This is a genomic window from Exiguobacterium sp. Helios (assembly GCF_014524545.1).
GTDB lineage: Bacteria > Bacillota > Bacilli > Exiguobacteriales > Exiguobacteriaceae > Exiguobacterium_A.
Map to the genome: position 1 here is coordinate 1,054,420 of NZ_CP053557.1, position 16,430 is coordinate 1,070,849.

Genomic DNA, 16,430 nt, shown 5'->3' on the forward strand with positions numbered 1-16,430 from the left:
ATAAAGAATAGTCCTGTTCAGAAGCGGCGGAAAGATTGATACAGTCGATGAGACAGGAGGGATATGGATGACGATTCCACGTTTACAGCAAGTAGCAACGATTGCGGTTGTTCTCTTACTGCTCGTTGTCTTATTTGTTCCGCTACCTTCATGTTCGAACGAGGCATTGGTTGAAAAACCGGCAGTCGTTGAACGAGAACAGGAAGCACAGGCAGAAGACCGTTCGGCGGATCAGACGCTCGTCCAAAAAAAAATCATGGTTGATATCAAAGGGGCGGTCAAACGGCCCGGTCCATACAGTTTTCGACTCGGTGATCGCGTTCAAGATGCCATTAAACGTGCAGAAGTGACGGCAGAAGCGGATATCAAACAACTTAATCTCGCAGCACGTTTAATTGATGGTCAGGAAGTGATTGTTCCGACTAAGAAACAGGTTAAGACATCCAAGAAGGCAGTACCCGAAACGTCTGAACAAGCGGAAGTGCCAAAAGGATTAGTTGATTTAAATGCAGCGACGGAAGAACAACTGTTGGAAGTACCGGGAATCGGTCCTGCGAAGGCCAGTGCGATTTTACAATACCGGGAAGAAAAAGACGGCTTTGCAACATATGAGAATCTGGGCGATGTGAAAGGATTTGGACCGAAGACGTTGGAAAATCTGAAAGCTTATCTCATCGTCTACTGATGCCGCTGTTGCCTTTATTTTTTATGATCGGACTCATCGCCTTAAAAGAATCCCTGTGGCTGGTTGCGGTCTGTTCGATGATTCTTGTACTGAAATCCTGGTCGATGTCGAAGTACTCTGTTTTGTCGCTCGTTGGACTGACGATTGTATTTTTAATGAGTATGACGACAGAACAGCTGGCTGCGCCGATTCAGGTCATCGATATTCTGGACGCGAAGCAGAATGGCGACAGAATCCGTTATCTCGCCGAATCCGAAAATCAGCAAATCGTTGTCGCAGCCACGTTGGATGAAAAAACAGACCGTGACTATGAGCGAATCGGGCAACGGTGTGAAGTCGAGTTGGAGGAACGGCCGGTATTGCCTCGAGTGAATCTGGGCGGATTTGATGAAGCCCGTTGGATGCGAATCGAACAGTTACGAGGGAAGTATGAGGTCGTAACGTGGGGGAAATGTACTGAGACACCGGGACTTGGGGCGAATGGACGCCGTATTCGTCAGCAGTGGATGACGCGGATTGAGCAACTTCCGATCAAACAAGCCTTGTACGTGGAAGCCTTAGTATTAGGGGAAGATCGTTTGATGGATCAGACGACGATGGAACGATTCAAAAAGTTCGGTTTGCTCCATGCGATTGTTATTTCCGGTTCACATATCGCCTTTTTGATTGTGACGATGTTATGGCTTTTAAAAAAACTGCGGTTGACGCGGGAGCGGAGATTTGAATTTCTATTAATGACCCTGCCGTTGTACGGATGGTTGACGGAGTGGAGTGCTCCAGTCACACGTGCAGTGTGTGTCGCCATGGTACTGCTGTTCTGTCACCGGATCAATCGGCGACCGGATCCCTTGGTGGTCATCGGTACAATCGGGGCATTTCAATTGGCAGTCTCGTATACGTATCTGTACGATGTCGGATTTCAACTGACCGTCGGATTGACGATCTTTTTATTACTGTCCCGCAAGATGTTGGAAACGATCAAACGTCCCTGGAACTGGTTGCTGATTAGCTTTTGGGCGCAAATCATGACAAGTCTAGTCCTGCAATTGGCGCAACAGACAGAAGTTTCCTTTTGGTCCCCGCTGTTGAATTTGATTATCGGGGGATGGATTGAATGGGTGATTCTACCGCTGTCTTTCCTTGTCAGTGCAACTGTGCTGATTCCGTCGTCTGATAATCTGATTGGTCTGCATGGTAAGGCTACTTCTTTTTTGGATCAAGCATTGACTTGGGCGGAGAAACTCCCCGTTCCAACCGTTGCGGTTCATCTGTTTTCGCTTCCTGTGTTTCTGATTATGGCAGGAGTGGTCCTCACAGGCTGGTGGTTGGCTGACCGCAAATGGTTCGGTCATCTTGTCCCGCTGGTCGGGCTGCTCGCAGCGAGCCTTTATATGGATCAGCAAACGCCGGAACGAATCACCTTTCTTGACGTCGGACAGGGAGACAGCACCATCATCGAAAAAGCAGGAGAAACGTTTGTCATTGATACAGGGGGAACGTTTTCCTTATCACTTCGTCCCCCGTTGCGTCCGTTTGATCCGGGAGGGCAAATCGTAGCCCCGTTTTTACATACGCGGGGAGAAACGCGGATTGAAGGGCTGGTCATCACGCATGCAGACCATGATCATATCGGCGGATTGCTAGGGGTTTTGCGAAAAATTCAAGTCGATACGATTTATATGGGTCAGTTCGACAATCAAGATGCGAAACGCCACGCGTTGATCGAACAGATTGAAGCGATAGGAACACGCATTGAATACATTCGTTCAGGACAACGGATTCGTCCCTGGCTCAAGGTATTGGCTCCAGCAGCGAGCGAGGAAGAAGAAAATGACCGGTCGGTCGTGTTACTTGCTGACGTTGCCGGGAAACGTGTCTTATTGACGGGAGATGCGAGTATCAATCAAGAGGAAACATGGTCCGTCCCCAAAGTCGACATTTTAAAAGCGGGGCATCACGGTTCAAAAACGTCAACTGGAGAACAGCTTTTGCAGAAAACGGATCCGGAACTGATCATCATTTCGGCAGGACGAAATAACCGGTATGGTCACCCTCATGCAGAAGTATTGGAGCGGACAAGGAATCGGAATGTCATGCGGACCGATCAATCGGGAATGATAACTTGTTCTGCAACAGGCTGTGAACCTATGCTAAAATAAAAAACAGCAACCCCCCAAGGTTGCTGTTTTACTGATTATAGGCTTAAGAATTTAATGACAACGCCAATGATGAACAAGACTGCGAAAAAGCCGAACGATGCGCCAAAACCGACCGCTGAGTCAAGCGCGTCATTACGTTTTGACTGAATATCGTTTTCAAACGCATTCTCACTTGGTGGACGTACTGAATGTGCCATGCTGCATTCCCCCTAAAAATAGATTCCGCTTCTAGTATAGCGGAATAAAAGAGGATTATCTATGATGAAGTTAAGAACAAACTGTGAAATGTGGTGGGGAAGATGAAAACACCTTGGCTTGTCAACGGAAAACTGGCGAACCTTTATTTATTATATGGAACGGAACGACATCTTTTGGAAGAATGGGAACGTGAAATCGTCAAAGCCGCATTGCCGGACGGCGAACGCTTTGATTACATGAAGATTGATTTAAACGATCAACCGCTCGATGCGGTACTCGATGAAGCGGAAACGGTCCCTTTTTTAAGTGATTACCGTGTCGTCATCGCTAAACCGGCTACTTTTTTGACAGGTGCAAAAGACAAGAAAACACATAACGTGGAGCGGTTGACTGAATACATCGTCCAACCTGCGGATTATGCAGTTGTCGTTTTGATTGTTGAGGCGGAAAAACTGGATGAGCGAAAAACGATTGTCAAACGGTTAAAAGACCGGGCTGTCGTACTCGAAGCAAAAAAACCGACGACGGAAGAACTGTTTCGTTTCGTGATGGATGCGGTCAATGACAAAGGGTACCGGATGGAACGGCCTGCCATCGAACGATTGATTTTCCTGACGGGTGAGATGTGGGCGACACTGACACGTGAACTAGATAAACTCATGCTTTATGCCGGAGATCATCCGACGATTGAACTGGAAGATGTTAATTTACTGGTGCCGCGGACGTTAGAGGATAATGTGTTCCAACTGACGGATTATCTGATGAAACGTCAACTTGAACCGGCGATTCGATTGATTCGCGATCTCGAAAAGCAGGGACAGGAAGTGTTGGCGTTACTTGGACTGATGGCACGACAGTACCGGATGATGTTGTTGTCCAAACGTCTGGCGGAACAAGGGTACGGGGAACGGCAAATCGCGTCCAAAGTCGGGGCGCATCCATATGCGATTAAACTCGCCCTACAGGCTGGTAAACGGTTTACGTTCGCGCAGCTCGAACAGGCATTGGTCGCAATCACGACGACAGACGAGGGTATGAAGACGGGCCGAGGTGACAAACGGATATTGTTTGACGCCCTGATTGTCCGGCTCGCTACATTATAGGAGGCAGAGCAGATGGAGATTCGAATCATTTCAGCAACAGAGGTCATTCCACTTCGAAAAGAAGTATTACGTCCCAACCAGCCGATTGAAATGTGTGTCTATCCGGACGATGATCTCGAATCCACTTTTCATTTAGGAGCCGTCAAAGACGGAAGGATTGTAGCTATCGGTACTTTCTCCAATCGTCCTCATGAGGCGTATCCGGAATTGACCTATCAATTACGCGGAATGGCATCGAGTCCTGCTGTCCGTGGAGAAGGATATGGAAAAGCATTGTTAGAAGAGGCACGAAATCGACTGAAAGCAAAAGGTGCAGACGGTTGGTGGTGTAACGCCCGACTCAATGCCGTTCCTTTTTACGAACGATTGGGTTTGGCAGTTGCAAGTGAGTCATTCGAAATTGAAGGAATCGGTCCGCATCATGTCATGGTAGATCGTTTCTGAGAAAAAAGAAAAAAGGCTGACTCAAAAGTCAGCCTCTTTTAGATACAAAAAAATCACCACCGGAGCGGGCTCCGAGAGGTGATCGATCACTGTATCCTTCAAAGAAGAATTAAAGTGCGTTTACGAGACGAGCGAGACGTGATTTGTCACGACCAGCTTTGTTGCTGTGGATAAGACCTTTAGCAGCAGCTTTGTCGATTTTCTTAGATGCTGTGTTGAAAGCTACGAGCGCTTGCTCTTTGTTGCCTTCAGTAGCGAAAGTTTCGACTGCTTTGATAGCTGAACGCATAGACGATTTACGTTGTACGTTAGCGACGCGGCGTTTTTCAGCTGTTTTAACACGCTTGATTGCTGATTTAATGTTAGCCATGGATGATTCACCTCCAAGAAAACTCATTCGAGATTTATATTCGCATATCTGCATTTATCGTTCAACAGAACAAACACAATTGTAGCAAACGTTTTTCTTAAAAGCAATAACAGCTCTAGGGTTTCTTTCGATTTTTGTTTTTTTGGAAAACAAAACGAGATGGTGCACCCCGTGTGATTTTTGGTATAATGAAGCGTATGTACGTTTGACTATAAGGTAAGGTGACTATAAACATGAATAATGCAGATCGTTTAAAGCGGCAAAAAAGTATTCGTAATTTCTCTATCATCGCTCATATCGACCACGGGAAATCGACACTTGCTGACCGTATTTTAGAAAAAACAGGTGCTTTGACATCACGTGAGATGAAAGATCAGACACTGGATGCGATGGATTTGGAACGTGAACGTGGGATTACCATTAAGTTGAATGCTGTTCAATTGAAGTATACGGCAAAAGATGGTGAGGAATATATCCTCCATCTGATTGATACACCGGGACACGTCGACTTCACATACGAAGTTTCCCGTTCCCTCGCAGCTTGTGAAGGAGCTGTCCTCGTCGTTGATGCGGCGCAAGGCATCGAAGCACAAACACTGGCTAACGTGTATTTGGCACTGGATAACGACTTGGAAATCTTGCCGATCATCAATAAGATTGATTTGCCTTCAGCAGACGTCGAACGTGTTCGTCAAGAGATTGAAGACGTAATTGGACTGGATGCTTCTGAAGCGGTTCCGACATCCGCGAAAGCCGGTATCGGGATTGAAGAGATCCTCGAACAAATCGTTGCGAAAGTTCCGGCACCGACGGGTGACCCGGAAGCACCGCTCGAAGCGTTGATTTTCGATTCGTATTACGATGCCTACCGTGGTGTCGTCGCGTCGATTCGTGTCGTCAACGGGACGGTGAAAGTCGGTGACAAGATTCGGATGATGTCGACCGGAAAAGACTTTGAGGTCTTGGAACTCGCGGTCTCGACACCGAAACCGCTCCGTCAAAAAGAATTGACGGTAGGAGATGTCGGTACGTTATCGGCTTCGATTAAAACAGTTGGTGATGTTCGCGTCGGGGATACGATTACCTTGGCGAAACAACCGGCGACAGAAGCTTTACCGGGATACCGGAAGATGAACCCGATGGTATACTGTGGTCTGTATCCGATTGACGCAGCACGCTATAATGATTTGCGTGAAGCGCTCGAACGTCTTCAATTGAGTGACGCAGCACTTGAATTCGAGCCGGAAACATCACAGGCGCTCGGATTCGGTTTCCGTTGCGGATTCCTTGGTATGCTTCACATGGAAATCATTCAGGAACGGATTGAACGCGAATTCAACATCGATATGATCACGACGGCTCCATCGGTTATCTATCATGTGACGACGACGGCCGGAGAAGTACTCCATGTCGATAACCCGTCGAAGATGCCGGAACAACAAAAAGTCGAGTTCATCGAAGAGCCATACGTTAAAGCAGCCGTTATGACACCAAACGACTATGTCGGTGCTATCATGGAGCTCTGTCAAAAGAAACGCGGAACGTTCATTGATATGGAATACATCGATACGGCACGTGTTAAAATCACGTATGAACTCCCGTTATCGGAAATCGTCTATGATTTCTTTGATCAGTTGAAATCAAGCACAAAAGGATATGCGTCGCTGGATTATGAATTGATCGGCTATCAGCAATCGCGTCTTGTTAAGATGGATATCTTACTCAACAATGAAAACGTCGATGCCTTGAGTTTCATCGTTCACCGTGATTTTGCGTACGAACGTGGGAAAGTCATCGTTGATAAATTAAAAGCACTCATTCCGCGGATGCAGTTCGAAGTACCAATTCAAGCGGCCGTCGGAACGAAGATTGTCGCCCGTTCGACAATCAAAGCGTTACGGAAAAACGTTCTCGCCAAGTGTTATGGCGGAGACATCTCGCGTAAACGTAAATTGCTCGAGAAGCAAAAAGAAGGTAAGAAACGCATGAAGATGGTAGGCTCGGTAGAGGTACCGCAAGAAGCCTTCATGTCGGTTCTGTCGATGGATGAAGATTAAGGAAGACACAAAGGGGGCGTTTCTGGCGCACCCTTTTTCTGTTTAAGTGAAGAAAGGATGAGGCGAAATGACTCCACGCGCCGCATATGTCCACATTCCGTTTTGTGAGCATATTTGTTATTACTGTGACTTTAATAAAGTCTTTTTAAAAAATCAGCCGGTCGACGAGTATCTCGATGCGTTGGAACGGGAAATCGAGCTGACGTTACAACAGTACCCGACTGATCGGCTCGAAACGATCTTTATCGGCGGAGGAACACCGACCGCCTTAAACGAAGATCAGATGCAACGTCTGATGGATATCATCGCGAAGCATCTCCTGCCGCTGACGGATGACGCTCTTGAATATACGGTCGAATCGAATCCGGACGGTGTCTCACCGGAAAAACTCGACATCATGAAAGCGGGCGGCGTCAACCGGGTCAGCTTTGGGGTCCAGTCGTTTGATGACGGATTACTCGAGCGCATCGGCCGGACGCACCGGGAAGCCAAAGTTGCCGAGACGCTCGAACATGCCGCAAAACGGTTTGACAACATTTCGGTTGACTTGATGTTTGGTCTGCCGAATCAAACGCTCGACCAAGTCAAATACGATGTCGAACGGGCGTTACGTTTACCGATTACCCATATCTCGTCGTATTCGTTGATTCTTGAGCCGCATACGGTTTTTGCGATTCAGGAACGAAAAGGGAAGTTGCCGTTACCGACACAGGATTTAGAAGCGGATATGTACCGCTTAATGATTGAAACGATTGAAGCCGGTGGATTGCATCAATATGAGATTTCAAACTTTTCCTTACCGGGTCGGGAAAGCCGGCATAACCGGGTCTACTGGGAAAACGACGAATATTACGGATTTGGTGCCGGTTCACACAGTTACATCAACAAGACACGGCGTGCGAACATTGCACCGATTCCGCACTATATCAAAGCAGAGGGTTTACCGGTCCGAAATGAGACGCCGTTGACGGAAGTCGAACGGATGGAAGAAGAGATGTTCCTCGGATTACGGATGAAAGAAGGGGTGTCGGAACGACACTTCGAAGAAAAATACGGGCATTCGCTTGATCAAGTGTTTGGACAGACGATCGCGAGACTGTTACCACGCGGACTCGTCGAGCGGACAACGACCCATCTTCGTTTAACGGACGCGGGTGTACCGCTCGCTAACGAAGTGTTTGCCGAGTTCATCGGGGAAGCGGAAGTCGAAGGGTAAGAGAATAGTAAGACCGTACGAATGAAAACGGCGTCCATACGAAAGTATGTCGACGCCGTTTTATTTTTTCGGTTTTCGTAAAAAATAGGCGGTCGTTCCGATGATCGCGATGAACACCCAAACGAATACACCGGCCATGGCAAACAGTTCGAGCATAGACCTCATCCTTTGCGTCGTTTGTTTCACTGTATCGCAGAATGGGAAAGTCTTCAAAGGGTTCAGCAAATTGGTTGACATCATTTCCAGGATTCCTTATAGTAAAGATGTAATTAGCACTCGTTAAAAGTGAGTGCTAACAAAATAAGGTGGTGAAGAAGGTGCTGACGGATCGCCAATTGTTGATTTTACGTGCAATCGTCGATGATTATATCAAAACCGCTCAACCCGTCGGCTCACGGACGCTCTCAAAACGGAGTGACGTGACGTTCAGTTCCGCGACCATTCGAAATGAGATGGCGGACCTCGAAGAAATGGGATTGATTGAAAAGCCGCATACTTCTGCCGGCCGAATTCCATCCGAGCTCGGATATCGATTTTACGTCGATCATTTGATTCGTCCGGAAAGCATCTCACCGCAAGAGGCAAAAGCGTTAAAATCGTTATTTGCCCATTCCGTGAATGAAAATGACCGGTTAATCCGTCATACAGCGGACTTGTTGAGCGAATTGACACATTATACGACGCTTGTATTAGGTCCAAAAGAAGAAGGACAACGTCTCCATCATTTAGAGCTGATTCCCTTGGCGGAAGGACGTGTCGTCATCGTTCTTGTGACAGAAACCGGTCACGTCGAACATAAGACACTTCAGCTCGCGGAAGCTCTCTCACGTGAGGCGGCCGGTCGCTTGATGGAACGGTTGAACCAGACGTTACGCGGAACGCCGCTCAGTCAGTTGCGTCTCCGTCTGCTTGAAGAAATCAGACGGTTCCGTTCCGAACATTCGGAGCAGACGACGCTGCTGTCAAAAGCACTCGATATCGTCTTGACGGATCAGCATGAGGAACGCCCTTTGATTTATCTCGGGGGGAAAGCGAACATGTTTGATCAACCTGAGTTTCAGGATGTCGCGAAACTGCGTCCGGTCCTCGAATTGATTGAACAACAGGAAGCTTTGTTCGATTTCTTGAGTCCGAGTCTCGATAATCAGATTTTGATTACGATCGGCAGCGAAAATAACGTCGATGCCTTAAAAGACTGCAGTGTGATTCGTGCCCATTATTCCGTTGACGGCGTTTCGCTCGGAACATTGGCTCTGATTGGTCCAAAGCGGATGGATTATAATCGAGGCATCAATTCGATCATTCATCTTTTACAAGCATTCCAAACCGAGTTGCGTAAAAACAACTTGGATTGAATATAGAAAGGGGCTCGATTCAGAGTGGAAGAAAATAAACAGAATCAAAACCTCAATACTGAAGAAACAAACGAGCAACAAACAGAAGCAGAAACAGTTGAAGTAACAGAAGAAGAAGTCGTCCAGGCGGATCTCGTCGAAGAGCCGGCGGCACCTGACTTTGAGGCACAACTCGCAGAAGCAAAAGCATCAGAATTACGCCTCCGTGCGGATTTTGACAACTTCAAACGCCGGAACCGGATTGAAGCCGAAAACCGTGCGAAATATTCTTCGCAGACAATCGTCGAGAAGTTGCTCCCATTAGTCGATAATCTTGACCGTGCGCTTCAAATCGAATCGGACAACGAAGAGACAAAATCTGTCCTTGCCGGTGTCGAGATGGTCAAACGCCAATTGGTGGAAACACTTCAAAATGAAGGTGTCATCGAGATTCCAGCAGTCGGGGAAGCCTTTGATCCGAACCTGCATCAGGCAGTCGTTCAGGAGCCGAGTGAAGAACACGAATCAGGTGTCGTCACAGCGGAATTCCAAAAAGGATACAAATTACACGATCGTGTCATTCGTCCAAGTATGGTCAAAGTCGCAGAATAATCTACGTTTCGATCTGATTTAACACTACTAACTATTTGAAGGTGAGGAATTTATCATGGCAAAAATCATTGGTATTGACTTAGGAACAACAAACTCATGTGTCGCAGTAATGGAAGGCGGAGAGCCTGTCGTTATCGCAAACGCTGAAGGAAACCGTACGACGCCATCTGTCGTTGCTTTCAAAAACGGTGAGCGTCAAGTCGGGGAAGTCGCAAAACGTCAAGCCATCACAAACCCGAACACAATCATGTCGATCAAACGTCATATGGGTACAGACTATAAAGTTGAAGTAGAAGGCAAAGACTACACACCACAAGAAGTATCTGCCATCATTCTTCAAAAACTCAAAGCACAAGCGGAAGACTACCTCGGTGAAAAAGTAACGGAAGCGGTCATCACGGTTCCGGCTTACTTCAACGATGCAGAACGCCAAGCAACAAAAGATGCAGGAACAATCGCTGGTCTTGACGTCAAACGGATCATCAACGAGCCGACGGCAGCAGCACTTGCTTACGGTCTTGAAAAAGGCGAAGACCACACAATCCTTATCTATGACTTAGGTGGCGGTACATTCGACGTTTCGATCCTTGAACTTGGAGACGGTGTCTTCGAAGTTGTTTCAACTGCCGGTGACAGCCGTCTTGGTGGCGATGACTTTGACCAAAAAATCATCGATCATCTAGTCGCAGAATTCAAAAAAGACAACGGCATTGATCTTGCACAAGATAAAATGGCGCTTCAACGTTTGAAAGACGCTGCTGAAAAAGCGAAGAAAGACCTCTCAGGCGTCTCTTCCACACAAATCAGTCTTCCGTTCATCACGGCCGGCGCAGCAGGTCCGCTTCACCTTGAAATGACATTGTCACGTGCGAAGTTCGACGATTTGACAGCTGATCTCGTAGAACGGACGATGGCACCAACTCGTCGTGCTCTCAGCGATGCTGGCATGACACCGGACAAAATCGATAAAATCATCCTCGTTGGTGGATCGACTCGTATTCCTGCAGTTCAAAAAGCAGTTCAAGATTTCACAGGCAAAGAATCGTTCAAAGGGGTTAACCCGGATGAAGTCGTTGCCCTCGGAGCAGCAGTCCAAGGTGGCGTATTAACAGGGGATGTCAAAGACGTTGTCCTTCTCGACGTTACACCACTCTCGCTCGGAATCGAAACAATGGGTAGCGTGATGACGAAGCTGATCGACCGTAACACGACGATCCCGACTTCAAAATCACAAGTCTTCTCAACAGCTGCTGATAACCAGCCAGCCGTTGACATCCATGTTCTTCAAGGGGAACGTCCGATGGCGTCAGATAACAAAACGCTTGGTCGTTTCCAATTGACAGACATTCCGCCAGCACAACGCGGTGTGCCGCAAATCGAAGTTAAATTCGATATCGATGCAAACGGAATCGTCAACGTATCAGCGAAAGATCTTGGTACGAACAAAGAACAGTCAATCACAATCCAATCATCAAGCGGCTTGACTGAAGCGGACATCGACCAAATGGTCAAAGATGCGGAAGCGAACGCAGATGCGGATAACAAACGTAAAGAAGAAGTGGAACTTCGCAACGAAGCGGATCAACTCGTCTTCGCAACAGATAAAGCAGTCAAAGATCTCGGTGAGCAAATTGACGCAGCAGATAAAGAAAAAGCGGAAGCAGCAAAAGAAAAAGTTACAGCTGCCCTCGCAGGAACAGACATCGAAGCAATTCGTGCTGCGAAAGACGAATTATCAACAGTCGTTCAAGAATTGACGCAAAAAGTTTACGAAAACATGGCTCAACAACAAGCGGGCGCTGAAGGTGCGCAAGCAGGCGGACAAGACGACAATGTCATGGACGCTGAATTTGAAGAAGTCGACGACAAAGACAACAAATAAGTAACCGACCGATTTTTCGGGCGCTAGAGAGAGCCAAAGCGTAATCCGCGCTTTGGCTCTTTCCATGTCGCCTGAAGTTCGGTAAAATCAAACAGTATGAAATGAATCGGACCTAAAGAGAGGAAGAATGCACGTGGAAAAACGCGATTATTATGAAGTGTTGGGCGTCGCGCGCGATGCCTCAGCAGCAGAAATCAAACGAGCTTACCGGAAACTTGCCCGGACCTACCATCCGGATGTCAATAAAGAGGCAGATGCCGATCAAAAGTTCAAAGAATTATCGGAAGCCTATGAAGTCTTGTCAGACGACAATCAACGTGCCCGTTACGACCAGTTTGGTCACCAGGATCCATCGCAAGGCGGCGGTGGCTTCGGCGGAGCGGAAGGTTTCGGCGACATCTTTGATATGTTCTTCGGCGGCGGACGTCGTCAGGATCCGAATGCCCCACGTAAAGGACAGGATTTACAGTATGTCGAAGAAATCGACTTCATGGAAGCTTTTTCCGGAGTCGAGAAAGTCATTACGATTCCAGTCGAAGAAGACTGCGGAACGTGTCACGGTTCGGGTGCTAAGCCGGGAACGCATCCGGAAACGTGTAAACGTTGTGGTGGATCGGGACACATCAACGTCGAGCAAAATACGATGTTCGGACGTGTCGTCAATCAAACGACGTGTTCGACATGCCAGGGTCGTGGACAAATCGTCAAAGAACCGTGTGAAACATGCCGCGGAGCCGGTCGTGTCCGTAAAAATAAAGATGTCCGCGTCAAGATTCCAGCCGGGATCGACAACGGTCAACAGATTCGTCTGGCAGGTAAAGGGGAAGCCGGTGTGAACGGCGGACCATTCGGTGATTTGTATGTCGTCGTCCGTGTCCGGGAACATGAATTATTTGAGCGTGTGGATGATCATATCGTCATGGATATGCCGCTCACGTTCGCCCAAGCGACGCTAGGAGATGAAATCGAAGTACCGACTGTTCACGGAAAAGTCAGCTTGAAAATTCCAGCCGGCACACAAACCGGGTCACGGTTCCGTCTGCGCGGCAAAGGGATGCCAAACGTCCGCTCAGGCCATCACGGGGATCAGTATGTCAATGTCGTCATCATTACACCAAAAAACCTGACAGACCGTCAAAAAGAACTGCTTCGTGAGTTCAACGAAATCAGTGATGAAAAAGGTGTCGAAGAACAACACGAAGGCGTATTCAGCCGCATCAAAACATTCTTTACAGGGTGATCACTAAAGGAGCGTGACAGGAAATGAAATGGTCGGAAGTCTGTGTCCATACGACACAAGAAGCAATCGAAGCAGTCTCGAACATCTTACATGAAGCAGGAGCAAGCGGTGTCGTCATCGAGGACGTCGAAGATTTCGAGATGATGTCACACCGTGAAGATAACTTCGGTGAGATTTGGGATGAGAAGAAGCGCGATGAATATCCGGACAGCGGTGTACTCGTCAAAGCGTATCTTGCGGAAAGCAGTGATTTGACGGATACGATCAAAGGAATCGAACGCGACATTCAGATGCTGACGAAATTCGGTCTGACGATTGGTGCAGGAACTGTCACGCTGACACAAGTCGATGAGGAAGACTGGGCCCATTCGTGGAAGCAGTTTTATAAACCGGTTAAAATCAGCCGTCATTTAACGGTTGTACCGATGTGGGAAGACTACACACCGCAACCCGATGAAAAAATCATCGAACTCGATCCCGGAATGGCATTCGGAACCGGAACACATCCGACGACAGTTCTCTGTATCCAGGCAATCGAAAACTATCTTCAAGAAAATGATCGTGTCGTCGATGTCGGAACCGGTTCCGGTGTGCTTGCGATTGCAGCAGCTAAACTCGGAGCAAAAGACGTCTTTGCCCTTGATTTGGATGAAGTCGCTGTTCGTTCCGCGACGGACAATGTGGCATTGAACCAGGTCAGTCAGCAAGTGACGGTCCGCCAAGGCGATTTAATGAAAGAACTTAAAGAACCGGTTGAGTTGATCGTCGCGAACATCTTAGCCGAAGTCATCTTGCTGTTCGTCAACGATGCTTATGAACTGACTTTGCCGGGCGGTCACTTCATCGCTTCCGGAATCATCGGTCAGAAAAAAGACATGGTACGTGACGCGATGGTAGCCGCCGGATTTACCATCGTCGAGACGACGAAGCTTGAGGACTGGGTCGCCATTATCGCGAAACGTGAGGCTTAAGCCGATGCAACGATATTTCGTCGAACAGACCGCACGTGCGGGAAATACCTTTACACTGCCCAAAGATGACGCGCATCATATGAAAAATGTCATGCGGATGGATGTCGGGGATGAGATTTTAGTGTTAGACGGCACAGGACTGTTCCGTTGCCGACTCGAGCAACTTGATAAGCAAACTGCCGTCGCAGAAATGCTTGAAGAATTGCCGATTGAGACGGAACTTCCAATTCACGTGACGATTGCTTATGCCTTACCAAAAGGGGATAAAGTCGAACTCGTTGCCCAAAAAGCGACGGAGCTTGGGATCAGCCGTCTGCTTGTGTTCGAATCGGCCCGTTCGGTCTCGAAATGGGATGCGAAAAAAATCCCGAAAAAGCTGGAACGCCTACAAAAAATCAGTAAAGAAGCAGCGGAACAATCCTACCGGGCACACTTGCCGACGATTGAGTATGTGACGTATGATGAAGTCCTACAACGTGCTGCTGATTATACGGCGTGTTTGATCGCTTATGAAGAATCGGCGAAAGAAGGGGAGACGGCAGCTTTCGCTTCTACGCTGTCCCGGCTTCAGTCCGGGGACTCCTTATTGGTTGTGATTGGTCCGGAAGGTGGACTGACGGAAACAGAAGTATCGCGTTTAACCGCTGGCGGTTTCGTGCCGGCATCCCTCGGACGACGGATTTTACGGACGGAAACGGCACCACTCTATGTCCTGTCCGCCGTATCGTATCATTTTGAATTGAAAGGGTGAGTGAAATGGCAACGGTAGCCTTTCAAACGCTTGGTTGTAAAGTCAATCATTACGAGACAGAAGCCGTCTGGCAACTGTTCAAGGATGCGGGATATGGACGTGTCGACTTTGCAGATCATGCCGACGTCTACGTCGTCAATACATGTACAGTAACGAATACGGGTGATAAAAAGAGCCGGCAAGTCATTCGACGGGCCATCCGTCAAAATCCGGACAGCGTCATCTGTGTCACCGGGTGTTATGCGCAGACGTCACCGGCTGAAATCATGGCGATTCCAGGAGTCGATGTCGTCGTCGGAACACAGGACCGTCATAAGATGATTGGTTATATCGAACAGTTCCGGGAAGAACGGATGCCGATCAATGCCGTCGGTAACATCATGAAAGCGAAAATCTACGAAGAACTCGACGTGCCGGCTTTTACTGACCGGACACGGGCTTCCTTGAAGATTCAAGAAGGATGCAACAACTTCTGCACGTTCTGTATCATTCCCTGGGCACGCGGTCTGATGCGTTCGCGTCAACCGGAAGATGTCCTGAAGCAGGCGCAACAGCTTGTCGACGCAGGATACAAAGAAATTGTCCTGACCGGCATTCATACAGGCGGTTACGGGGAAGATCTCAAAGACTACAACTTGGCGAAATTGTTAAAAGCTTTGGAATCCGTGACAGGTCTCGAACGGCTTCGGATTTCGTCGATTGAAGCGAGCCAAATCACGGATGAAGTATTAGACGTCCTCAAAGAGTCACCGATCGTCGTCCGGCATCTCCATGTTCCGATTCAATCGGCATCAGATACCGTGTTACGCCGGATGCGCCGGAAATACACGATGGCGGAGTTCGGTGAACGGATTACCCGCTTAAAAGAAGTCTTGCCGGATTGTGCAATTACATCAGATGTTATCGTCGGTTTCCCGGGAGAGACGGAAGATGAGTTCATGGAGACGTTTAACTTCATCAACGACCATAAGTTTAGTGAATTGCATGTTTTCCCGTATTCAAAACGTACGGGGACACCGGCTGCGATGATGGATGATCAGGTCGAGGAGCAAATCAAAGAACAACGTGTCGCCCGCTTGATTGCCTTGTCGGATCAGCTGGCAAAAGAATATGCATCGAAGTATGAAGGAGAACTGCTTGAAATCATTCCGGAAGAATTTTCGGAAGAAGCAGGTGGCCGTCTCGTCGGTTATACGGATAATTACTTACGTGTCGCCATCGAAGGAGACGAATCATTGATTGGTCAACTCGTTCGCGTCAAAATCATAAAAGCAGGTTACCCGATGAACGATGGGCAATTCGTTCGCGTCATGGAGACGTTAAAAGAGCAAGCCATCTAAAAGGAATTCGCCTTCTGATTACAGGAAGGCGAATTTTGTTTTCCTGCCAATAAATTATTTTGTTTTCA

General features: G+C 47.9%; 15 protein-coding genes. 13 read left to right on the plus strand and 2 right to left on the minus strand.

The window, feature by feature from the left end; genetic code table 11:
* Nucleotides 1-67 precede the first annotated feature (67 nt).
* Together HNY42_RS05435 and HNY42_RS05440 are read left to right on the plus strand one after the other, a co-directional pair.
* Nucleotides 68-685: a helix-hairpin-helix domain-containing protein gene (locus HNY42_RS05435; RefSeq protein ID WP_188005221.1), complete on the plus strand. Its 618-nt coding sequence runs from the start codon at nt 68-70 to the stop codon at nt 683-685.
* On the plus strand, nt 685-2,844 hold the full coding sequence (locus HNY42_RS05440; RefSeq protein WP_188005222.1) for a DNA internalization-related competence protein ComEC/Rec2: 2,160 nt from the start codon (nt 685-687) through the stop codon (nt 2,842-2,844). The genes HNY42_RS05435 and HNY42_RS05440 overlap by 1 nt, the downstream gene beginning before the upstream one ends.
* 35 nt (nt 2,845-2,879) lie before the next feature.
* On the opposite strand, the gene HNY42_RS05445 is transcribed toward HNY42_RS05440, so the two are convergent.
* Nucleotides 2,880-3,041, minus strand: coding sequence for a YqzM family protein (locus tag HNY42_RS05445; protein WP_012369678.1), 162 nt, complete (start codon nt 3,039-3,041; stop codon nt 2,880-2,882).
* Between the two features lie 102 nt (nt 3,042-3,143).
* On the opposite strand from HNY42_RS05445, the gene holA reads away from it, so the two are divergent.
* Nucleotides 3,144-4,145, plus strand: a complete 1,002-nt coding sequence (gene holA / locus HNY42_RS05450) for a DNA polymerase III subunit delta (protein WP_131503924.1) — start codon at nt 3,144-3,146, stop codon at nt 4,143-4,145.
* 12 nt (nt 4,146-4,157) lie between these two features.
* Nucleotides 4,158-4,589, plus strand: a complete 432-nt coding sequence (locus HNY42_RS05455) for a GNAT family N-acetyltransferase (RefSeq protein WP_131973229.1) — start codon at nt 4,158-4,160, stop codon at nt 4,587-4,589.
* A gap of 109 nt (nt 4,590-4,698) precedes the next feature.
* On the opposite strand, the gene rpsT is transcribed toward HNY42_RS05455, so the two are convergent.
* Nucleotides 4,699-4,959 carry a 30S ribosomal protein S20 gene (gene rpsT / locus HNY42_RS05460; RefSeq protein WP_012369681.1) on the minus strand — a complete coding sequence of 87 codons (261 nt, stop codon included), beginning with the start codon at nt 4,957-4,959 and terminating at the stop codon, nt 4,699-4,701.
* Between the two features lie 233 nt (nt 4,960-5,192).
* Here rpsT and lepA point away from each other — a divergent pair, with 233 nt between their 5' ends.
* The 9 genes from lepA (at nt 5,193) to mtaB (ending at nt 16,362) form a co-directional block, all read left to right on the plus strand.
* Nucleotides 5,193-7,016 (plus strand): translation elongation factor 4, encoded by a 1,824-nt coding sequence (lepA, locus tag HNY42_RS05465; protein ID WP_114596442.1) that lies wholly within the window; start codon nt 5,193-5,195, stop codon nt 7,014-7,016.
* Between the two features lie 67 nt (nt 7,017-7,083).
* Nucleotides 7,084-8,232: a radical SAM family heme chaperone HemW gene (gene hemW, locus HNY42_RS05470; protein WP_188005223.1), complete on the plus strand. Its 1,149-nt coding sequence runs from the start codon at nt 7,084-7,086 to the stop codon at nt 8,230-8,232.
* Nucleotides 8,233-8,549: 317 nt separating this feature from the next.
* The gene (gene hrcA / locus HNY42_RS05475) at nt 8,550-9,587 is read left to right on the plus strand and encodes a heat-inducible transcriptional repressor HrcA (RefSeq protein ID WP_131973227.1); all 1,038 of its coding nucleotides are present in this window, start codon (nt 8,550-8,552) and stop codon (nt 9,585-9,587) included.
* Between the two features lie 24 nt (nt 9,588-9,611).
* Nucleotides 9,612-10,178 (plus strand): nucleotide exchange factor GrpE, encoded by a 567-nt coding sequence (gene grpE / locus HNY42_RS05480; RefSeq protein ID WP_131503927.1) that lies wholly within the window; start codon nt 9,612-9,614, stop codon nt 10,176-10,178.
* A gap of 55 nt (nt 10,179-10,233) precedes the next feature.
* Complete coding sequence (gene dnaK / locus HNY42_RS05485; protein WP_131503928.1) at nt 10,234-12,060, plus strand: molecular chaperone DnaK; 1,827 nt, start codon at nt 10,234-10,236, stop codon at nt 12,058-12,060.
* Nucleotides 12,061-12,193: 133 nt separating this feature from the next.
* On the plus strand, nt 12,194-13,300 hold the full coding sequence (gene dnaJ / locus HNY42_RS05490) for a molecular chaperone DnaJ (protein ID WP_188005224.1): 1,107 nt from the start codon (nt 12,194-12,196) through the stop codon (nt 13,298-13,300).
* A 23-nt stretch (nt 13,301-13,323) separates the two neighbouring features.
* Nucleotides 13,324-14,271: a 50S ribosomal protein L11 methyltransferase gene (prmA, locus tag HNY42_RS05495; RefSeq protein WP_131503929.1), complete on the plus strand. Its 948-nt coding sequence runs from the start codon at nt 13,324-13,326 to the stop codon at nt 14,269-14,271.
* A gap of 4 nt (nt 14,272-14,275) precedes the next feature.
* On the plus strand, nt 14,276-15,022 hold the full coding sequence (locus HNY42_RS05500) for a 16S rRNA (uracil(1498)-N(3))-methyltransferase (protein ID WP_131973225.1): 747 nt from the start codon (nt 14,276-14,278) through the stop codon (nt 15,020-15,022).
* Nucleotides 15,023-15,027: 5 nt separating this feature from the next.
* Entirely contained in the window at nt 15,028-16,362 is a 1,335-nt protein-coding gene (gene mtaB / locus HNY42_RS05505; RefSeq protein ID WP_188005225.1) for a tRNA (N(6)-L-threonylcarbamoyladenosine(37)-C(2))-methylthiotransferase MtaB, read from the plus strand.
* Nucleotides 16,363-16,430 lie beyond the last annotated feature (68 nt).